This window comes from Halospina denitrificans, from assembly GCF_004364635.1.
Lineage (GTDB): Bacteria > Pseudomonadota > Gammaproteobacteria > Pseudomonadales > Oleiphilaceae > Halospina > Halospina denitrificans.
In genome coordinates, this window is the sequence record NZ_SOAX01000002.1 from 1 (window position 1) to 19,601 (window position 19,601).

At 62.6% G+C, this 19,601-nt stretch carries 17 protein-coding genes; 7 read left to right on the forward strand and 10 right to left on the reverse strand.

Translation table 11 applies throughout. The features are described from left to right. Positions 1 to 377: 377 nt before the first annotated feature. Positions 378 to 1,385, reverse strand: coding sequence for a zinc-dependent alcohol dehydrogenase family protein (locus DES49_RS03590; protein ID WP_133735045.1), 1,008 nt, complete (start codon positions 1,383 to 1,385; stop codon positions 378 to 380). Between the two features lie 256 nt (positions 1,386 to 1,641). On the opposite strand from DES49_RS03590, the gene DES49_RS03595 reads away from it, so the two are divergent. Continuing rightward, positions 1,642 to 2,595 (forward strand): DegV family protein, encoded by a 954-nt coding sequence (locus tag DES49_RS03595; protein ID WP_133735046.1) that lies wholly within the window; start codon positions 1,642 to 1,644, stop codon positions 2,593 to 2,595. Positions 2,596 to 2,601: 6 nt separating this feature from the next. Here DES49_RS03595 and DES49_RS03600 read toward each other — a convergent pair whose 3' ends face one another. Beyond that, entirely contained in the window at positions 2,602 to 3,339 is a 738-nt protein-coding gene (locus DES49_RS03600) for an alpha/beta fold hydrolase (protein ID WP_341776775.1), read from the reverse strand. A gap of 109 nt (positions 3,340 to 3,448) precedes the next feature. Here DES49_RS03600 and DES49_RS03605 point away from each other — a divergent pair, with 109 nt between their 5' ends. After that, on the forward strand, positions 3,449 to 4,747 hold the full coding sequence (locus DES49_RS03605) for an NAD(P)/FAD-dependent oxidoreductase (protein ID WP_133735047.1): 1,299 nt from the start codon (positions 3,449 to 3,451) through the stop codon (positions 4,745 to 4,747). Positions 4,748 to 4,889: 142 nt separating this feature from the next. On the opposite strand, the gene DES49_RS03610 is transcribed toward DES49_RS03605, so the two are convergent. Genes DES49_RS03610 through zwf form a run of 4 tightly spaced genes read right to left on the reverse strand, consistent with a single transcriptional unit; the run spans position 4,890 to position 9,806 of the window. Further along, complete coding sequence (locus tag DES49_RS03610) at positions 4,890 to 5,993, reverse strand: glutathione S-transferase family protein (protein ID WP_133735048.1); 1,104 nt, start codon at positions 5,991 to 5,993, stop codon at positions 4,890 to 4,892. An 18-nt stretch (positions 5,994 to 6,011) separates the two neighbouring features. After that, positions 6,012 to 6,506: a GNAT family N-acetyltransferase gene (locus tag DES49_RS03615; protein ID WP_133735049.1), complete on the reverse strand. Its 495-nt coding sequence runs from the start codon at positions 6,504 to 6,506 to the stop codon at positions 6,012 to 6,014. A gap of 11 nt (positions 6,507 to 6,517) precedes the next feature. Further along, entirely contained in the window at positions 6,518 to 8,326 is a 1,809-nt protein-coding gene (gene edd, locus DES49_RS03620; RefSeq protein WP_133735050.1) for a phosphogluconate dehydratase, read from the reverse strand. Between the two features lie 13 nt (positions 8,327 to 8,339). Then, positions 8,340 to 9,806, reverse strand: coding sequence for a glucose-6-phosphate dehydrogenase (gene zwf / locus DES49_RS03625; RefSeq protein WP_133735051.1), 1,467 nt, complete (start codon positions 9,804 to 9,806; stop codon positions 8,340 to 8,342). Positions 9,807 to 10,157: 351 nt separating this feature from the next. Here zwf and galU point away from each other — a divergent pair, with 351 nt between their 5' ends. From galU to DES49_RS03650, 5 genes are read left to right on the forward strand one after another with little or no spacing between them, the layout of a single operon-like run. Beyond that, positions 10,158 to 11,000, forward strand: coding sequence for a UTP--glucose-1-phosphate uridylyltransferase GalU (galU, locus tag DES49_RS03630; protein ID WP_133735052.1), 843 nt, complete (start codon positions 10,158 to 10,160; stop codon positions 10,998 to 11,000). 20 nt (positions 11,001 to 11,020) lie between these two features. Beyond that, positions 11,021 to 12,037: a hypothetical protein gene (locus DES49_RS03635; protein WP_133735053.1), complete on the forward strand. Its 1,017-nt coding sequence runs from the start codon at positions 11,021 to 11,023 to the stop codon at positions 12,035 to 12,037. Positions 12,038 to 12,069: 32 nt separating this feature from the next. Continuing rightward, on the forward strand, positions 12,070 to 14,571 hold the full coding sequence (locus DES49_RS03640) for an efflux RND transporter permease subunit (RefSeq protein ID WP_133735054.1): 2,502 nt from the start codon (positions 12,070 to 12,072) through the stop codon (positions 14,569 to 14,571). A gap of 8 nt (positions 14,572 to 14,579) precedes the next feature. Further along, positions 14,580 to 14,906 (forward strand): hypothetical protein, encoded by a 327-nt coding sequence (locus tag DES49_RS03645; protein ID WP_133735055.1) that lies wholly within the window; start codon positions 14,580 to 14,582, stop codon positions 14,904 to 14,906. Between the two features lie 18 nt (positions 14,907 to 14,924). Next, positions 14,925 to 15,158: a hypothetical protein gene (locus tag DES49_RS03650; protein WP_133735056.1), complete on the forward strand. Its 234-nt coding sequence runs from the start codon at positions 14,925 to 14,927 to the stop codon at positions 15,156 to 15,158. A gap of 17 nt (positions 15,159 to 15,175) precedes the next feature. On the opposite strand, the gene DES49_RS03655 is transcribed toward DES49_RS03650, so the two are convergent. Genes DES49_RS03655 through DES49_RS03670 form a run of 4 tightly spaced genes read right to left on the reverse strand, consistent with a single transcriptional unit; the run spans position 15,176 to position 19,529 of the window. Continuing rightward, on the reverse strand, positions 15,176 to 16,201 hold the full coding sequence (locus tag DES49_RS03655; protein WP_133735057.1) for an ABC transporter ATP-binding protein: 1,026 nt from the start codon (positions 16,199 to 16,201) through the stop codon (positions 15,176 to 15,178). Then, the gene (locus DES49_RS03660) at positions 16,194 to 17,693 is read right to left on the reverse strand and encodes an ABC transporter permease (RefSeq protein WP_133735058.1); all 1,500 of its coding nucleotides are present in this window, start codon (positions 17,691 to 17,693) and stop codon (positions 16,194 to 16,196) included. Before DES49_RS03660 ends, DES49_RS03655 begins: the two co-directional genes overlap by 8 nt. Then, the gene (locus tag DES49_RS03665; RefSeq protein WP_133735059.1) at positions 17,690 to 18,724 is read right to left on the reverse strand and encodes an extracellular solute-binding protein; all 1,035 of its coding nucleotides are present in this window, start codon (positions 18,722 to 18,724) and stop codon (positions 17,690 to 17,692) included. The genes DES49_RS03660 and DES49_RS03665 overlap by 4 nt, the downstream gene beginning before the upstream one ends. A 1-nt stretch (position 18,725) precedes the next feature. After that, a complete protein-coding gene (locus tag DES49_RS03670; protein ID WP_133735060.1) occupies positions 18,726 to 19,529 on the reverse strand; it encodes a hypothetical protein in 804 nt (267 codons plus the stop codon). Positions 19,530 to 19,601 lie beyond the last annotated feature (72 nt).

Genomic DNA, 19,601 nt, shown 5'->3' on the forward strand with positions numbered 1-19,601 from the left:
AGCTCATAGCTGGTGCCCCTAATAAGTCAAATGTATGACATTATCATACCACCCGCTTGCACCGAATCAATGAGGTGCGCTTTTCGTCGCACAACAGGTAATATGTGGAACGCAGCGATATCAATATTCGTGACCGCGTGATATCACTCAAATCTCAACATTCGTATTATCTTTAAATTCAAGAATCTATCGCCCTTTCCTTTTCCCGATGAGTGATATGAAGAATTCCACATATCACTCATAACCATCCCACTACCGTAGCACTCCCAACGCTCGGCGCCACCCCAGGATACGGTTTTTGAGCATCAAATCTTATTGCGGGAAACTGATCGAGCGCCGGGGCCTGGAACCCCGGCGCGGAAGGCAGGACAGCTGGGTTAGTACTCCAGGCAGATCTTCCCAAAGTGCTTCCCGGCCTCCTCATGCCGGAACGCATCCGCAATCTCCTCCAGCCCAAAGCTGCGGTCAATCACCGGCTTCAGGTTACTGGATTCGATGGCGCGCACCATGTCGATCTGGTGGCGGCGGCTGCCGACGAGCAGGCCCTGGAGTTTGGCCTGTTTGGTCATGAACTTGGCGGTGGGGACGTCGCCTGCGGTGCCGGTGAGCACGCCGATCAGCGAGATGATGCCGCCGATGCGGATGGCATCGATGGACTGGGCGAGCGTGCCCGGGCCGCCCACTTCAATGACCTGGTCCACGCCCCGGCCGTTGGTGAGCTTCTTCACGGTCTTGCCCCACTTGGGGTCGTCCTTGTAGTTGATGGTGTGCTGGGCGCCCATTTGCTTGAGTCGCTCGAGCTTCTCGTTGGACGAGGAGGTGGCGATGACGTTAACGCCCATCAGGCGCGCGAACTGCAGCGCGAAGATGGAGACGCCGCCGGTGCCCAGGACCAGGATGGTGTCGCCGGCCTTGATGTGGTTGTCCACCGTGAGCGCGCGCCAGGCGGTGAGGCCCGCGGTGGTGAGGGTGGCGGCCTCGGCGTGGCTGTAGCCCTGGGGGGCGTGGGTGAACCAGTTGGTGGGGCGCACCACCTGTTCCCGGGCGTAGCCATCCATGCCGTCGCCGGGCACGGCGCTGAAGTTGCCCTGCTGGGGTTCGCCTTCCAGCCAGGGCGGGAAGAAGGTGGAGACCACGTTGTCGCCCACGGCGAATTCGGTAACCCCCTCGCCCACGGCTTCAACTACGCCCGCGCCGTCGGACATGGGGATGCGGCCGTCCTCGGTGGGGATCACGCCGGAGACGACGCTGTAGTCGTGGAAGTTGAGCGAACTGGCGTGGACGCGCACGCGGATCTCTCCGGGGCCGGGTTCGCCCGGTGCGGGCTGGTCGGATACGCTGAGTTTGTCCAGACCACCGGGGCTCGGTACGTTGGCGACTTTCATAATCCCCTCCTTGTCATATTTCGTTGTTTGTAGCCACCGACTGTATCAAATCCTGACGACCCGCGCGCGACGGCGGGAATTAAGTGCCGTTTCCGATACGGATCCGGCCATGGGCTTGCCATTTTCGGTTAAAAACTGTCATACGCTTGCGAAATGTTACCTGCTCGTCAGAAACTCCGTGGCTGCCGTGTTAAAGGTAAAGCCAATACAACAATTACTCCCTGGGCTCCAGGGACAATAGGCACGGAGATTGATGATGCGCGTAGGTTTGATTGTGGATTCCGCCTGTGACCTTCCCTACTGGTTCAGCCGCCGTAACGGGCTGTTCGTGCTGCCGGTGACGGCACGCATTGATGACCAGACGTTCGTGGACGATCACGATCCGGAGCGCACTCAGGAGTTCTATGATTCCGGACTGCTGGAAAAGGGTCACCACGCCGAGACCGAACCCTTCTCCGCCCAGGAGATCCATAAGCTGTTCATGGAAAAGATCGTGAACAACTACGATGTGGCCATCTGCGAGACGGTCACGCGCTCCCGCAGCCTGGTCTACGACAACGCCATGCTCGCCATGAATTCGGTGATGTCCGAGTACCGGCGCCAGCAGCAGGAAAGCGGAAGTGATGGCAACTTCTCCATGCGCGTGATCGACAGCAAGCAGATCTTCGCCGGCCAGGGGCTGCTGGCGGCGCACACCCAGAAGCTTATCGACGAGGACCGCCACTCCAAGAACCAGCTCCGTTACGAGGTGGATGCCTTTGCTGACACAATCCACACCTGCGTGATTCCCCGGGACCTGCATTACATCCGCGAGCGGGCGCGCCGGCGGGGCGACAAGAGCGTCTCGGGACTGGTGGCGTTCCTGGGCAAGGCCCTGAACATTACACCCGTCCTTTTCGGCAAGGGCGCGGAAGCCAAGCCGGCAGCCAAGACGCGCAGTTTTGAGGCGGCGGTGGAGAAGGCCATCAACTACGCCATCGGGCGCGTGGAGGCGGGGCTGCTCACGCCCTATGTCTCGCTCTCTGTAGGTATGTCCTGGCCGGAGATCCATGCCCTGCCCGGGCTCGACCGCCTCAAGGAGACCTGCGAGAAGAACGGCGTGGAGCTGCTGCTGTCGCAGATGGGCATTACCAGTTGCATCTACATCGGCCCCGGCAGTCTCTGCCTTTCCCTGGGCGCCGAGGATCACGAGTTCGCGGATTTCCAGTAACGCCGTCTAGCGGAAGGCACAGTCCAGGTTCTGGGCGTGCTCGCTGCCGAAGCTGCCGGTCTTCAGGAAGTTCCTGACCTCCTGGATGACGTTCTCGTTCTGCATCATGAAGGGGTGCATGGCCGGCAGTGTCACGAAGGAACACATGCCCTCTACTTTTGCGGCTTCCACCGAGACCTTGCCATCGTTGGGCTCCTCCAGAAAGGTGGAGAGGATCAGGTTGATGGACTCGGTGCCCGCAATAATACCCGTCTCGAAGTTCACCGGCCCTAGGTCGTCCGGCACGCTGTTATCCCCGGTGCCGAGCTGGCGTCCCGCCGGGCCGTTAAGCAGGTCAAAGCCGGGCATGTTCTTGAGGTTGTCCACCACGGCGCTGCCCTGGTTGGGTGGGCCCAGCATCACCACGCGATTGACGTTCTCCGGGCTGTTCTGGCTGTAGTACTGGCGCACCAGGATGCCGCCCAGCGAATGGGTCACGAAGTTCACCGGGTTGGCGCCCGCTTCCCGGCACTCCCTGAGTCCCTTCGGCACGGCTTCCTCGGCCAGGGGCTGGACCCGCATGTCCCGGGAGGGATAGTCGATGTTGCTGACGAAATAGCCATCGTCCTTCAACGCGTACTCCAGGTCGGCCATGGAGTCGGAGGTGCGGACCAGGCCGTGCAGCAGGATCACGCACTCGCTGGCCACAAGCGGCGCGGAATAGAGGCCGAGCAGGAGGAGCAGTAAAGCGGTTCTCATCGTCATGACGCTGGGGCAATCCCTGGTTCAAAGTCTGAGTGTACTCCGAATGGCCCCGGGCACGCATCAGCCGCGCTGTGTTAAGGTTTATGCCCTCGGAGAGGGAGATTATTTGATGAAACCGGATATTGTCATCATTGGCGGGGGCGCCGGAGGGCTGGAGCTGGCCACCAGGCTCGGGCGCCGTCTGGATAAGCGCGGCCAGGCCAACGTTATCCTGGTGGACCGCAGCCCCACCCATATCTGGAAGCCGTTGCTTCACGAGGTGGCCTCCGGGGCCATGGACTCGTCGGTGGACCAGATCAGTTACCGGGCGGTGGCCCGTTACCGGCGCTTCAGGTTCATGCTCGGCGAATTCTCCGGGCTGGACCGTCAGAACCAGACGATCACGCTGAATGCGATCCTGGACGAGGACGGCAACACCGTGCTCCCCGAGCGCGAACTGCCCTACGACTACCTGGTGCTGGCGCTCGGAAGCATCACCAATGATTTCGGCATTCCCGGCGTAAAGGATCACTGCTACTTCCTGGATTCGCCGGAACAGGCGCAGCACTTCCAGAAGACTTTCCTGAACACGCTGATGCGGGTTAACAGCGAGCGGGCCACGAACCCGGAGGCAAAAGCGCGCATCCGCATTGTGGGAGGCGGCGCCACCGGCGTTGAGCTGGCGGCAGAGTTGGTGTACGCGGCAGAGACAGTGCACGAGTACGGCTTTACCCGCGCGGACCGGGGCATGGTGAAGATCACCCTGCTGGAAGCCGGCCCCCGGCTGCTCCCCGCCCTGCCCGAGCGCATCTCTCGCGATACCCTGCGCGAGCTCCAGGAGCTGGGCGTGGATGTGAAGCTCAATGCCCGCATCACCCAGGCCACCCCCGAAGCCCTCGTGGACCAGGACGGCCATGAGATGCCCGGCGACCTGATGGTCTGGGCCGCGGGCGTCCAGGGGCCGGAGCTGATGAACGAGCTGGACGGACTGAGCCTGCAGCCCAACCGCATGCTGAAGGTGTCCGCCACGCTGCAGTCGGTGGACGACCCGGCCATCTTTGCCATGGGCGACTGCGCGGCCTGCCCCCAGGAGCAGGGCTTTGTCCCGCCCCGGGCCCAGAGCGCCCACCAGATGGCGAACCACCTTGCGGACAACCTGGAACGCCAGCTGGCCGGGAAGGAACTCAGGGCCTTCCAGTACCGGGACTACGGCTCACTGATCAACCTCAGCCAGTATTCAGCCGTGGGCACACTCATGGGCGGGCTCTCGAAGGGCAGCCTGCGCGTGGAGGGCCGGATTGCCCGACTGGTGTACGTCTCCCTCTACCGCATGCACCAGATCGCAGTCTTCGGCGTGATGCGCGGCCTGCTCATGGCCATGACGGACCGGCTGCACCGGGTCTTCAAGCCCAAAATGAAACTCCATTAAACAGCCTGATGAGCAATAAGGGGGAGGACAGGTCTTTTCAGAACCGTCCGGAGCCATGGATGGCGGAGGCGAGCGTACATGGAAGTATTCACAGCGTGTTCTGAAAAGACCTGTCCTCCCCCTTATTGCTCATCAGCCCCTATCATTCCGGCACCAGGCGGTTGTTCTCGCGCTTGATGCGGTGCGGGATGGTCATCTGCATGGCCTCCCGCCCGCCAACCCTGTCCAGCATCTCATCCACCGGGCCGCGCTGGGCCTCATCCAGCCCCTGGTACCAGTCCAGCGGGCGCTGGAGCTTCCATTGGGGAAAGCTCAGCAGCGCTCGGTTCTCCTCCTCCGCCCCGAGCCGGAAGCTGTGCTCACCCACCTTGCGCGGCACGCGATCGCCCGGATGGGCCTCAATCCAGTCGCTCACGGCGGAGACGGTATCCCTCAGGACGGGGAACTGCGTCTGGAACTGGTGTTGCAGCAGCGGGAGTAGTGTATCCGGCACCTGGTCATCCGGCAGCCAGTCCCCTATCCGGGGTTTGCGGGTGTTCATGCGCGCGATCCAGTTCACCAGGTGGGGCGCGCGGCGCCTCATGATGCGCCCCGGGGCCGGATCGCGGTAGAGATGGGCGTACATGGGTGCCATCAGGGCAAAGTCGCCCACGCTGGCCCGCTCCCCCAAGAGGTACGGGAACTGGCTGAAGTGGGTGTTGAGCTGGTCCAGTACCGTGTAGTACCAGTTCTCAATGGCGTCCGAGGTGCGGTCCGTGATGCCCAGAAGCGGCAGCATGCCGGAAAAGCGACTGGCGAGGCGCTTGCCGGCCATGCGGCGGACGGGCCCTGGCAGCCAGGGCGAAACGACTTTTCCGAACTCGCCGTAGATGAATTTTTTATTCACCCTGGGAAAACTCCAGCGAAAGTGCATGGCGGGGATCAGCAGCCACTCATCGGCGTAGAGCTCCATCAACAATGCCACCAGCCGCTGCCGGGGTGTCGCCGGGTAGACGCCGCGTTCCGGGAAACGCTTTTCGAGGCTGTCGATGATCTCGGTAGTGTCCTGGATAAACTCCCCTTCCGGTGTTTCCAGAACGGGAATCATGGCAACGCCGGTCCTGGGGATCAGGATCCTGCGGTAGACGCTGGCCGTCGCCAGCTTTTCCTCGAAGGGGATGCCCTTGTAGCGCAGATAGGACCGGGTTTTCCCGCTGTACATGGAAAAGTCGGTGCCGTAATGGGTGAAGGCGTGGGTTGTAGTCATGGTTTCATCCCGATTGGTTCATGGGACCAGGGTCCGGAACATCACATGGGCGTCCACGTCGCCTTCGCGCGGGTGCTGAAAGGCGCCGGGGAGGGTCCCGGCGATGTGGAAGCCGTGCTTGTTCCAGACCCGGATGGCAGCGGTGTTGCTGGCCACCACCAGGTTGTACTGCATGGCGCGATAGCCCCGCTCACGGGCCACGTCCAGCGAATGGCGGCAGAGCTCACCGGCAAGCCCTTGGCCCCGCGCGGATTCAGCCACGATATAGCCGCAGTTGCAGACGTGGCTCCCGGGGCCGGGGTGGTTGGTCTTCATGAAATAGGTGCCAAGATAGTGGCCATCATCGTCCAGCGCCACGAAGGTGGCCTGTGGTGCCTGGACCCAGAACCGGTAGGCGTCATCCTCGGTGATGTCTGTGGGGACGGCATAGGTCTCCCCGGCCCGGAATACCGGTTCCAGCATGGGCCAGACACCAGGCCAGTCGTTGATTTCAAACTGGCGGATCAACGTCATCCTGCCTCCCATCAGTCGTCCCACCTGAAAATCGTGGCGCCGGCCTCCGCGTGGGTCACCTGCTGCCGGAATACCCGAAACAGCTCGCGCCCCAGTCCTTCGTTGGCCCTGCCCCAGTGGGCAGCCGACCCATGGTCGTCAGCCGCCTCCCAGTGCATTTCCCCGGCGGTGGCATCGATGCGTATCCAGTCGCCGTTCCGGATCCGGCCAATGGCGCCGCCACGCACCGCCTCGGGATGCAGGTGGATGGCGCTGAGTACCTTGCCGGAGGCCCCCGATAGGCGGCCATCCGTGAGCAGGGCAACACGATAGCCGTCAGCCTGGAGGTTGGCCAGCGCCGGCATCAGTTTGTGCAGTTCCGGCATGCCGTTGCCGGCGGGGCCCTGACCGGGCAGCACCACCACCGCGTCCAGGTTCAGTTCGCCCGCCTCATAGGCTGCCAGCAGGGCCTGTTGGTCCGCAAAGACCCGGGCGGGGGCCTCGATGCACCAGTTTTCCTTGGGCACGGAGGAGGTCTTGACCATGGCCCTTCCCAGGTTGCCTTCCACCCGATAGAGGCCACTGTCCGCCTCGAAGGGATCATCCGCGCTGCGCAGGCAGCTTGTGTCCGCCGAGGCCAACCGGGAGCGATGCCAGACCAGGCGTCCCGCCTCATCCAGCCCGGCGGGCTTCGTGTAGTCGTGAATGGACTCTCCGAACATGACGTTCACGTCCTCGTGCATCACCCCGTGGCCAAGGAGTTCCCGCATCAGGAAGGCCACACCGCCGGCCTTTTCGAAGGCGTTGATGTCCGCCTCGCCGTTGGGGTACAGGCGCGTCATCAACGGCACCACCCGGGAAAGCTCGTGGAAATCCTCCCAGTCAATGCGGATGCCGGCGGCCCGGGCGATGGCCACCAGGTGGATGCTGTGGTTGGTGGAGCCGCCGGTGGCCAGCAGCGCCGCCATGGCGTTGACGATGGTCTTCTCCGAGACCACGTCGTGCAGGGGGCGGTAGTCATTGCTGAGATCTGTAACCGAGGTGATCTGCTGGCAGGCCTTCTCGGTAAAGGCGTCGCGCACCTCGGTGCCGGGGTTCACGAAGGACGAGCCGGGAAGCTGCAGCCCCATCACCTCCATCAGCACCTGGTTGGAGTTGGCGGTGCCGTAGAAGGTGCAGGTGCCGGGCGAGTGGTAGGACTCCACCTCGGCTTCCAGCAGCTCGTCCCGCCCGATCTCGCCCCGGGCGTAGCGCTGGCGCACGGCGGCCTTTTCGCTGTTGGGCAGCCCCGAGGGCATGGGCCCGGCGGGCACGAAGATCACCGGCAGGTGCCCGAAGCGCAGGGCGCCGGTGAGCAGGCCGGGGACGATCTTGTCACAGATGCCCATACACAGGGCGCCGTCGAAGATGTTGTGCGTCAGCGCCACGGCGGTGGCCTGGGCGATGACGTCCCGGGAGAACAGGGAGAGTTCCATGCCCGGCTGGCCCTGGGTGACCCCGTCGCACATGGCCGGCACCCCGGCGGCGAACTGGGCCACATGCCCCTGGCGCGCCATGGCCCGGCGGATCTGCTCCGGGTAGCTGCCATAAGGCTGATGGGCGGAGAGGATCTCATTGTAGGCGGATACAATGCCGATGTTGGCGTTCTGCTCCGTCTGCCGGAGGATCATCTTGTCGGATTCCGACTTGGACGCCATTACATGGGCCAGGTTGGTGCAGCTCATGGCGTCGCGTTGCGGCCCCTTCCGGCGCATCTGGGCCATCAGGGCCAGGTAGCGGTCACGGTGGGTGGCGCTGCGTTCGCGGATTCGGCGGGTAATGCGCTCGATTTCCGGGTTCATGGTAATAGTCCCCTTATGTCCATTGCCCGTAAACACCGCCGGCCAGCTCATCCCAGAGCCGTCCGTCCCGGGCCAGCAGAAGTGTCGCTGCCGAGGGCCCCCAGCTTCCCGCCTGATAGGGCTCCGGGCGGACGCCGGAGTGGCGCCAGTGCTGGATGATCGGGTCGATCCATTCCCAGGCGGCCATGAGTTCGTCCCGGCGCACGAACAGGGTCTGGTTATCGGCAAGTACATCGCCGAGCAGGCGTTCGTAGGCATCCGGAACCCGCTTGCCGGCCAGGGTTTCCGGGTTCAGGCTGAGCTCGGACATCTTGATGTTCATGCCCGCCCCGGGCTGCTTCTCGCTCAGTGAGAGGTGGATGCCCTCGTCCGGCTGCAGGCGGAACACCAGCCGGTTGGCCATGGCCGCCCGGTGCTGCTGCGTGAATATGGAGTGCGGCACAGGCCGGAAGTGCACCGCGATCTCGCAGGCCCGTTCCGCCAGGCGCTTGCCGGTGCGCAGGTAGAAGGGCACGCCGGCCCAGCGCCAGTTGTCGACCTCCACCTTCAGGGCGGCGAAGGTTTCCGTGTCGCTGTCCTCCGCCCCAATATCCGCCAGGTAGCCCGGTTCGTCCCCGGCCCTCTGATACTGGCCGCGCACGATTTTCTCCGGGATGACGTTGTTGTCCAGCGGGCGCAGGGACTTGAGCACCTTGACCTTCTCATCGCGCACCGCGTCGGCGGTCAGGGCATGGGGCGGCTCCATGGCGGTCATGCACAGCAGCTGCAGCAGGTGGTTCTGGACCATGTCCCGCAGCGCCCCGACTTCGTCATAGAAGGCAGCCCGCCCGGCCACGCTGCCGGACTCGGCAATCGTGATCTGGATGTGGTCAATGTAGCGGTGGTTCCACTGGCTCTCGAAGATGGAGTTGGCGAAGCGCAACACCAGCAGGTTCTGGACGGTTTCCTTGCCCAGGTAGTGGTCGATTCGATAGATCTGGCTCTCGGCAAAATGCTCCGAGACCACGTCATCGATCGCCCGGGCCGATTCCAGATCCAGCCCGATGGGCTTTTCCATCACGATACTGGCGCGCGGCCCGACAAGGCCAGCCGATGCGAGCGCCCGGGTTACGGAACCGTATAGGTCGGCACGCGTGGAGAGGTAGTACAGGCAGCGTTCGTGCTGGACCAGGGTTGCCAGCTGCTGCATATCTCCGGCCGCACTGGCGTCGCCCTGGAAATAGGCAAGATGCCCGGCAAAGGCCGCCCAGTCATCCTGCCAGCCTTCCAGGTCCGGCTTTTCTTCGCGCAGCGCCTCAACCAGCCCCGACTCCCACTCCTCACTGGTACGCTCACTGCGCCCTACCCCAACAAGTTGCCACTGGGCTGGAAGACGGCCATCACGGAAAAGCGCAAACAGGGAGGGCAGCAGCCGCCGGCGCGCCAGGTCGCCGGTGGCGCCAAAGAGAACCAGGGTAAAAGGCGTCTGCTGTGTGTCCATTACCACAGCATGACCAAACGCGCTGACCAGCGCAAATCCTTATTCACCGCCCCCTCCTTTTTACCCAAAGGATTGTTTACACTGGGCGCTTCTGGAATGATCCAACATCACGACATACTAATACTAATGAGCAAGAAAGTACGCGGACAGGTCTTTCCAGAACCGTCCGGAGCCATGGGTTAGGTCGAAAGGCCTAACGGGTTGCCAGGGAAGGCAACCCAGGACCAGCGCGCGGAGCAGGATTGCGAAGCGCGATGGGCGGAGGCGAGCGTACATGGAAGTATTTACAGCGTGTTCTGGAAAGACCTGTCCGCGTACTTTCTTGCTCATTCATAACAGGGAAAGCGAGCAATGATCAGCAAGTGTCTTTTTCCGGTAGCAGGTTACGGAACCCGATTCCTTCCGGCGACCAAAGCCATGCCCAAGGAAATACTGCCGATTGTAAACAAGCCGCTGGTGCAGTACGCCGTCGAGGAAGCCTCCGAGGCAGGCATCAAGGATATCGGCTTTGTGACCGGGCGCGGCAAGCGCGCCATCGAGGACCATTTTGATACCAGCTACGAGCTGGAGCACCAGATTGCCGGCACCGGCAAGGAAGATAATCTCAAGAGCATCCGCAAACTGATCGAGAATCACCGCTTTGCCTTTACCCGGCAGAACGAGATGAAGGGGCTGGGCCACGCCATTCTGACCGGGCGCACCCTGATCGGTGACAATGCCTTTGCCGTGATCCTCGCAGACGATTTCTGCGTTGCCGATGCGGAATACAACGGCGTCATGTCGCAGATGGTGAAGCTCTACAACCAGTTCCGGTGCAGCATTGTGGCCATCGAGGAAGTACCGGAAGACGAGACTCACAAGTACGGCGTGATTGCGGGCGATACGATAAAGGAAGGGCTCTTCCGGATTACCGACATGGTCGAGAAGCCACCGAAGGACAAGGCGCCCTCGAATCTCGCCATCATCGGCCGTTACATCCTGACGCCGGATATCTTCGACATCCTGGAGCGCACCGAGCCCGGCAAGGGCGGTGAGATCCAGATCACCGATGCGCTGCTGGAACAGGCGCGCGACGGCTGCGTGCTGGCGTACCAGTTCAAGGGGCGGCGTTTCGACTGCGGCAGCATTGACGGCTTCGTGGAAGCGACGAACTACGTCTACGAGAACGTCTATCGCCAGCCGGAGAAAGGTTAACCCAGGGCCGGGAAACAGCAATGCCGACACGCAAAGCGGACCACGCGAGCGCTCCGAGAGAGCTGATCCTGCCGGAGGCCTGCTGGCCGCTGGGCGAACCGCTGTCCGGCGATGCCATTCACGGCGCCCAGCAGCATGCAGTCCTGGCCGTGCAGCGATTCATCGCGGATGAGCAGCTTCCCCAGGCCTACAGCAGCCTGTTCCCGAAGCTGATCATTCCCATGGGCGCCTGGCTGTTGCGCGAACAGCAGAAGCTGGGTCGACCATTAGTGATGGGCATTGGCGGCAGCCAGGGCAGCGGCAAGACCACCCTGGCCCGTGGTCTGCGCCTGGCCCTGCATCACTGTTTTGCGGTCTCGTCCTGCGTACTGAGCCTGGATGATTTCTACAGGCCCCACGAGGAACGCGCCCGGCTCGCCGAAGAGGTGCATCCACTACTGGCGACGCGCGGGGCGCCGGGAACCCACGACGTGGACCTGCTCATGAACACGCTGGACGCCCTGTCGGCGGCGGATTCGCGCCGCGTCACGAGCATCCCGACCTTCGACAAGGGGCGCGATACCCGGGCTGCGGAGGACCACTTCCAGCAGTTCCAGGGGCGGCCCGGGATCATTCTGCTCGAAGGCTGGTGCCTGGGGGCCCGGCCGGAATCCGAAGTAACCCTCGCCGAACCGATCAACGCGCTTGAGGCCAGCGAGGACCCGGAGGCACACTGGCGCAGGTACGTGAACCAGCAGCTTGCTGGCCCCTACCAGGCCCTGTTCAACCGCTTTGATCGGCTGCTTTTCCTCAAGGCGCCCGGCTGGGACGCAGTGCGGCGCTGGCGCCTGCGCCAGGAAGCCAAGCTGATCCGGGAACGGGGTGACGACTACCGGGGCCATCTGGATGAAGGCGAATCCTTCGAGCGCTTTATGGCACACTACGAACGCATCACACGGCAGTTGCTGCGTGAACCTCCGGCGGCGGATGCCATCCTGGCGCTGGACGAACAGCAGCGCCTGGCGCGCCTTTCCCTGACGGCTCACCGCCACGATTAACCGATACACGACCACAACAAGCAGGTGTAATCTTGGGCTCGCGAATTTTCAAAATCTACGATCGCACGGTTCTCTCCCATCCGATATTGACGCTGCTCTTCGTCCTGGTGGTTGCGATCATCGCCGGGCTTCGGCTCGACCAGTTCCGTCTGGACGCCTCCCCCGACTCCCTGGTCAAGGAAGGGGACAGCGCCTTTGAGTACTACCAGACCATCAGCAGCCGTTTCACCACCTCGGACGACTTTTTGGTCGTCAGCTATGAGCCGGAAGGCGAACTTTTCAGTGAATCCAGCATCAGCCACCTGCGATCGCTGAGGGACGAGCTGGCGGCAGTTGAGGGCATTCGCGAAACCAACAGCATCCTCAGTGTTCCCCTGCTGCACAGCCCCAAAATCTCTCTGACCACGGTAAGCCAGCACCAGAAAACGCTGGACGGGGACGACGTGCCCCTGGACGTGGCCCGGAAGTCGCTGCTGTCCAACCCGCTCTACCCCAACATGCTGATCAGCGAGGATGCGGAAACAACGGCGATTCAGCTGATTTTCCCCTCGGCGGAGCATTATTACGAGCTGCGCGAACGCCGCAACGAGCTGCAGGAGAAAGCCCGCGAAGAAGGCCTCAGCGACGACGAAGCGGACGAACTCGATTCGGTGGTCCGGGAGTACCGCCAGCGCAAGATCGAGCTGGATGCGCAGCAGGACCGTATCATTACCGATGTCAGGCAGGTCCTGAAGGATTACCAGGACAACGCGACAATCCACCTGGGTGGTGTGCCCATGATCGTTGCCGACATGATGGACTTCGTGCGCAGCGACCTGGTTACCTTCGGCCTTGGCGTTCTCGCGTTCATCCTGCTGACGCTCACCGTTATCTTCCGCCAGGTCCGCTGGGTGCTGCTGCCACTGATATGCTGCTCAACCACGGTCTGGCTCACGCTCGGCTACCTGGGATGGACCCACTGGCCGGTCACCGTTATTTCCTCCAACTTCGTCTCGCTGCTTCTGATCATCACGCTGTCGCTGACCATCCACCTGATCGTTCGTTACCGCGAATACCAGCAGGAGGAGCCAGAGGCCAGTGCCTACCAGCTCGTGCAGGAAACCGTCACGGCCATGAGCCTGCCCTGTTTCTACATGGTACTGACCACGGTGGTGGCCTTCGGCTCGCTGTTCTTCAGCGAGATCCGGCCGGTGATCGACTTCGGGCTCATGATGGCCGTGGGCATCATGATCGCCTACGTCGTGGTCTTCCTGGTTTTGCCCGCCATCCTGATGCTGCTGCCCCGGGCAGCCAGTCCGGGCCAGCGCCTGAACAAGGCACCGGTTACGGCCTATGTGGCGGCGTTTACCCAGGCCCACGGGGGTCGAATCCTGGCCTTCAGCGTGCTCCTGGCGGCCTTCTGTATCGGCGGCATCACGCAGCTGTCCGTGGAGAACCGCTTCATCGACTACTTCAAGTCCGATACCGAGATCCATCAGGGCATGAAGGTGATCGATCAGAAACTCGGCGGCACCACCCCTCTCGACGTGATCATCGACCTCAAGGAGCGTGAGGGCCTCGCCGACAATCAGCCTGACTGCGATCCATTCGTGGATCCGGACTGTGAAGAGCCCCAGCAGGAACAGATCGAGACCTTCTTCAGCCCTGACGGCGTCGCGCTGCTCAACAAGGTTCACGACTACCTGGACCAGCGCCCGGAAACCGGCAAGGTGATCTCACTGGCAACAACGGTTCGCCTCGCCGAGCGCATCAACCAGGGCGAGCTCAACCGCCTGCAGCTTGGCCTGATGGGGCGTGCCTTCCCGGATGACCTTCGCGACATCCTGCTGAGGCCCTATGTCAATATGGACACGCGCCAGGCCCGCATCGGCATAAGGCTGGTCGAATCCAGCCCGGATCTTCGTCGCCAGGCTTTGTTCGACGACATCCGCGAGCACCTGACGAAGGAGATCGGGCTGGAAGACGAGCAGGTGCACCTGACGGGCATGGCCGTGCTCTACAACAACATGCTCCAGAGCCTGTTCAGTTCCCAGATCAAGACCCTGGGCGCGGTTTTCCTGGCCATCATGGCCATGTTCATGATCCTGTTCCGGTCCCTGAAGATCGCGTTCATTGCCATCTCCCCCAACCTTCTGGCTGCGGGAACCGTGCTGGGCATCATGGGCTGGCTGGGTATTTCACTGGATATGATGACCATCACCATTGCGGCGATTACAGTGGGTATTGCGGTGGATGACACCATCCATTATATCTACCGCTTCAAACAGGAGTTCGCCCGCAGCGGCAACTACCTGGATGCCATGCACCGCAGCCACAGGACCATCGGGCGGGCCATGTTCTATACAACACTGACGATCATCATCGGGTTCTCGATACTGGCGTTGTCCAATTTCATACCCACGATCTACTTCGGCCTCTTCACGGGGCTGGCGATGGCCATCGCCCTGCTGGGGGCTCTGACGCTGCTGCCGCAGTTGATCGTAACCTTCCAGCCCCTGGGCAAGGGCGTGGAACAAGGGGAAACGCAGGGGTAAATAAGGCCATGCTGTATCTGTTGAGTCTGATTCTGCTGGTGCTCTGCGGGCTGACCTTCTGGCTGTGGCGTCGTGCCATCGCCCAGCGCGAGCGGCTTGAGCACGCGCTGGCACGGGTCGCCGACCCCAATACCCCGGAACCGGAGATGCTGATGACAGTGCGTGTGCTGAACCCGCTCGAGGTGGCCCGGCGCGAATCCGCGTCCGCACGGCTGATTGGCGGCTACATGCCCGAAACCATTCGCCGCATGGTCTTCCGCCAGCTCACCGAGGAACTGGACGATGCGCTCTCAGAGCGTGGTATTGAATCCGAAATCAGTGTTGAATACCGCTAGGAGGAAAGGCCAATGCTGATGAGCGTCATAACCCTGTTTCTCGGGCTGGTCCTGGCGGGAGCTCTCGCCCTGCTTACCCGAGAACTGCACTGGACCGATAAGCTGGTGCAGCGCCTGGAACAGTACGCTGCCAACGAACGACGACCGCAGCATGGTCGGACCATCCACAGCAATTACCACGAGGAACCAACGGAGCCTGTGCTCCAGAGCCTGCCTAAACGCATCCTCGATACCCTGAACGGCAAACGCTGAAGCCATCCGGTAGAGTTTTAACGCGAATCCCGGCCCACCGGCAGAAAGGCCGCCAGCGTGTGTTCAGCGTTGATATGCAGGTTCACGGCACTACCACGGGGCAGGTCCACTTCATGGTTGGTCCTTACCCGCAGGGGCTCACCGTCATCAATGCGAACCGCGTAAAGGCGTGTTTCGCCCTCGTAACGACTCCAGGTGACCCGCCCGTTACCCGCTTCGGCAGGGGTCAGGCTGAGGTCGTCCGGACGTACCATCAGGTCCACCTCGTCGGTGGCGCCCTCCACGGCACGTACCCGGGCGTTGCCCAGGGGCGTCTCGACACGATTGGCCCGCAGTTTCCCCCGCACGAAGGCGGCCTCACCCAGGAAATTGGCGGTAAAGCGGCTCTGCGGCATGCTGAAGCAGTGCTCCGGCGTGTCCAGTTGTTCAAGGCGGCCCCGGTTGAGGATGCCAAGCTGGTCGCCCACGGAAAGCGCCTCCTCCTGGTCGTGTGTCACCCACACGGCCGGTACGCCCGCCTCCTCCAGAGCCTCCCGGATGTCCCAGCGAAGCGTATCCTTGAGCGCCGCGTCCAGGTTGGAAAGCGGCTCATCCAGCAGCATCAGCCTGGGTTCGTGAGCCAGCGCCCGCGCCAGTGCGACCCGCTGTTTCTGGCCTCCCGAGAGGGTTTCCGGCATGGCGTCCCGCACCGGCATCAGACCGAGTCGGTCCAGCCAGTCCAGGGCAAGGCGCTTGTCCTTGAGCCGAAAGCTCACGTTATTGATAACGCTGAGATGGGGGAAGAGCGCAAAGTCCTGGAACACCATGCCCACGCGGCGCTTCTCCGGCGGAACATCCCGGCCTGCGGTAATGCGTCGGGAGCCGATCTGTATCTCGCCCGAGGACGGTCGGACCAGTCCCGCCAGGGCGCGCAGGACCGTAGTCTTGCCACAGCCTGTCGGCCCGACCAGCATCAGGATGTCACTGCCCTCAAGCCGGAATGACAGGTCCTCGATGACGGGGGTACCCCCGTAGCTGACTCCCAGGTTACGTACATCAAGCATGATGGCGCTCGCGCTCTCCACTCAACATCAGAATCAGTCCCAGGCCGGAGATCAGTACCAGTAGCAGTCCCGGTACCGCCGCCCGGCCGAAATAGCCGGCTTCATAGACCTGCCAAAGCTGGGTCGCCAGGGTCTCGAAACCGGTGGGCCGCAGCAGGAGTGTGGCCGGAAGCTCCCGCATCGCCTCCAGAAAAACCAGTGCTGCGCCGGCCGCCATGCCGCGCAGGGTCAGCGGCAGACTCACCCGGCGAAACGCTTCGCTGCGCGAAGCACCGAGCACCCGGGCCGCCTGCACCAGGTTCGCATCCAGCCGTGCCGCCGTGGACCGAACAGCGCCGACCGCCAGCGGCAGGAACCGAAGAATATAGGCCATCACGAGCAGAAACAACGTCTGGTACAGCACGGTGACCTGCAGGCCCAGATAGACCAGCGCCGTCCCCATGACAATCCCTGGCACGCCAAAACCAAGGTACGTTATGCGTTCCATGATCCGCCCGAAACGTCCGGTCAGGGCCGCAAAGGCCACAGGCAGCGCCAGCAGGACCGCCCCCAGTGCCGCAAGCAGAGCCGCCATGGCCGAATTCATCGCCAGGGCCGGGTCAAACCCGCTCATGCCATCACGCGCCAGCCAGACTCCGAACAAGCCCAGGGGCAGGCCCACCGCCAGCCCGAACACCACCAGCACGATGACCAGCGCCAGCCCCAGGGTCCAGGGTCGCAAATGGAGAACCAGTGTACGCCCCGGATGCTCGCGCTCCGTACCCAGACGACTCTCGAGGAACAGCACCAGTCCGACAATGGCCAGCAGGTGCAGTGACAGCATCGCCGCCTGGCTCAACCCGAATGCGTTGTATTCCACAAAGATCACGCGGGTGAAGGTATCCACTCCCATAATGGCGGGTGTCCCGAAATCCGACAACGTGTACAGCGCCACCAGAAGGGCGCCAGCAGCGATACCCCGGCGGACCCGGGGCAGCACGGCACGCCACAGCGCCTCAGGCAGCGACAGCCCGAGGGTACGGGCCGCATCCAGAACGCTGGCATCCAGGCTTCGCAGCGAGGCCCTAGTCGTCAGGAGCACGAACGGGAAGGTATAGAGCGTCATCACGACAGCGGCGCCGAGCAGCCCGCGCATGTCCGGGGTTGGCAGGCCGATGAGCTGCTCAACCTCACCATCGGGGCCGAAGGCGGCGTAGAAGGTGAAGGCGCCAATATAGCTGGGCATGGCAAGGGGCGCCGCCAGCAGGGCAAGCCAGAGGCGCTGTGCCGGCAGTTTCACGTAGGCCATGAGCACGGCCAGGGGCACGCCGATCAGCACTGCCCCCAGGACGGTCAGCCCCGCCAGCGCGATCGACTGGCCAAAAACCGAAAGCCACTGGGGATCCCAGAGACTCTCCGCCTCGGCGCCCAGATCCAGCAGTACGAGAAGCGGCAGTAGCGCCGTCAGCGCAACCGGTGCCGCCAGTACCGGGGACAGGGGCCACTGCCTCATAGCACCCCGGCGTCACGCATCAGCGTCAGGGTCGGACGTACATCCGCCAGACGGGTCAGTTCAATGGACGGCGGGTTTGCGCTCGCCGCCTCGGGCAGTCCTTCAGGCAGTGCAACCCCCTCGACCATGGGGATCTCATAGGCCTCGCTGGCAAGGTAGGACTGCACTTCCTGCGTCAGCAGGTAACGGATGAAGTTGTGGGCCAGGTCCGTATCGCGCAGCGCCATCACGCCGGAAGCATTGAGCAGCGAGCCGGCGTCATCTTTCGTGAATGCCAGTTCCAGGGGGGCATCAGGCTGGCCTGCCTTCAAGCGCAGGGTGTAGTAGTGATTGGCAAGGCCAATATCCACTTCACCCCGGGAAACGCCCATGACCACGCCGAGCTCCCCGGCGTACTGACGCGTCCTCGCCTTCATGCCACGCAGCCAGTCGCGGGTGGCGGCGTCGCCTTCCAGGAGGCGCATGGCCGTGACGAACGACTGGAAGGAGCCGTAAGCCGGCGCCCAGCCCACGCTCAGATCCGTGTCCGGCAGGGCCATGATGCTCTCAGGGATCTGCTTGGGCTCAAGCCGGTCGGGGTTGTATGGCAGGGTCCGGACACGGCCCGATACCGGCGCCCAATCCTCGTAGCGGAATCCCTCTCGAAGATGCGAGCGAGCTTCCTCGCGCACGGGCTTGGCAAGGCCGGCCTCACTGACCAGGCCCAGCGACCCCGAGTCGACCGCCCAGAACAGGTCCGCCTGCTGGGCGCTCGCCTCAGCCTCGGCCACGAGGGTGTTGGCCAGCGCCACTGTTGGGCCGCGCCGGATGTTGAGCGTCAGCTTCGGGTTACGCTTACGGATCGCCTCGATCACATCCTCGTAAAGCCCGCCCTCGCCACGGCCTAAGTAGAGGGTCAGCTCACCTTCCAGTTCGGGAAGCTCATCAACGGAGACAGCGTCACCGGCATCACCGGCGCCAAGTGCCCCCATTGGCCAGCTTCCCAGCAGCCCGAGCGCGGCCAGGCCACGCAGCAGCTCGCGACGCTCCATCTCAGAATACGTCCTTCTTGTCCTGCTCGCCCTTTTCCAACAGCTTCTGGGCGCGCTTCAGCTTCTTCTTCATGGCTTTCACGTAGTCGGTCACCTCGGAGACGGATGCCCCGTTCTCAATCAGCTTCGGCAGTCCCACGTTGAAATCCTTCTCCAGGTCTTCAACCAGCTCGGCGTCCTGCTCGATCAACGCCCCTTCTATGCCCTCGAAGAGGTTGAGATAGGTGTTGTGAATGATTTCGGTTGCTTCTTCGCTTTCATTCTCCGCGTATTCAATCGTCACTTCATCGAGATTTGTCAAAATCCGGTCAACGGCGTCGCTGCCGGAAACCTTTCCGCTGTCGTCACCCTCGGAGGTGCCACCGTCGGCCTGATTTTTGGCGGCGAGCATAACGGCACCCATGCCCTTCCACATGGCCTGCTCCAGCGCACGCTGTTGCTTACGGACCTCGGCAGCCGCCTTGCCCTCGTCGATGGCTTCCTTGACGCCATAGATCCCCTGCCAGATGGAGGCGTAGACCGGGACGTAATTGACTTCAACCGCGGCGTGGAACTTCACGTCTTCCCACCACTCAATCAGCTTGGCGGTATTCACAGATTCACCGCCCTTCTCGGCATAGGAATCGACCAGGCCGTCCACTTTCGCGTTGAAATCCTTAACCTCGCTGTCGTACTCACCCAGGTGGGCCTTGAGGTCCTCGACGTGATCGCCGATTTCGCCGCTGGCCAGCGCTGTCACCGGCATTGCCGCGAAAAGCAGGACCAGAGCCATGCTGGTTAATGGAGCCGGAATCCGTGTCGTCATGATGCGTTCCTCTCTCAAATAAATAATGCAAACAATAACGATTCTCACGCTGTTCCGTAAAGTCCCATTTGC

Excerpts from the sequence above, each read along its gene's own strand:
- DES49_RS03600 (WP_341776775.1), bottom strand. The coding sequence starts at position 3,339 with ATGACGATGAGAACCGCTTTACTGCTCCTCCTGCTCGGCCTCTATTCC.
- DES49_RS03665 (WP_133735059.1), bottom strand. The coding sequence starts at position 18,724 with ATGGAGCGTCGCGAGCTGCTGCGTGGCCTGGCCGCGCTCGGGCTGCTG.
- edd (WP_133735050.1), bottom strand. The coding sequence starts at position 8,326 with ATGAACCCGGAAATCGAGCGCATTACCCGCCGAATCCGCGAACGCAGC.
- DES49_RS03635 (WP_133735053.1), top strand. The coding sequence starts at position 11,021 with ATGCCGACACGCAAAGCGGACCACGCGAGCGCTCCGAGAGAGCTGATC.
- DES49_RS03605 (WP_133735047.1), top strand. The coding sequence starts at position 3,449 with ATGAAACCGGATATTGTCATCATTGGCGGGGGCGCCGGAGGGCTGGAG.
- DES49_RS03650 (WP_133735056.1), top strand. The coding sequence starts at position 14,925 with ATGAGCGTCATAACCCTGTTTCTCGGGCTGGTCCTGGCGGGAGCTCTC.
- DES49_RS03590 (WP_133735045.1), bottom strand. The coding sequence starts at position 1,385 with ATGAAAGTCGCCAACGTACCGAGCCCCGGTGGTCTGGACAAACTCAGC.
- galU (WP_133735052.1), top strand. The coding sequence starts at position 10,158 with ATGATCAGCAAGTGTCTTTTTCCGGTAGCAGGTTACGGAACCCGATTC.
- DES49_RS03655 (WP_133735057.1), bottom strand. The coding sequence starts at position 16,201 with ATGCTTGATGTACGTAACCTGGGAGTCAGCTACGGGGGTACCCCCGTC.
- DES49_RS03610 (WP_133735048.1), bottom strand. The coding sequence starts at position 5,993 with ATGACTACAACCCACGCCTTCACCCATTACGGCACCGACTTTTCCATG.
- DES49_RS03645 (WP_133735055.1), top strand. The coding sequence starts at position 14,580 with ATGCTGTATCTGTTGAGTCTGATTCTGCTGGTGCTCTGCGGGCTGACC.
- zwf (WP_133735051.1), bottom strand. The coding sequence starts at position 9,806 with ATGGACACACAGCAGACGCCTTTTACCCTGGTTCTCTTTGGCGCCACC.
- DES49_RS03595 (WP_133735046.1), top strand. The coding sequence starts at position 1,642 with ATGCGCGTAGGTTTGATTGTGGATTCCGCCTGTGACCTTCCCTACTGG.
- DES49_RS03660 (WP_133735058.1), bottom strand. The coding sequence starts at position 17,693 with ATGAGGCAGTGGCCCCTGTCCCCGGTACTGGCGGCACCGGTTGCGCTG.
- DES49_RS03615 (WP_133735049.1), bottom strand. The coding sequence starts at position 6,506 with ATGACGTTGATCCGCCAGTTTGAAATCAACGACTGGCCTGGTGTCTGG.
- DES49_RS03670 (WP_133735060.1), bottom strand. The coding sequence starts at position 19,529 with ATGACGACACGGATTCCGGCTCCATTAACCAGCATGGCTCTGGTCCTG.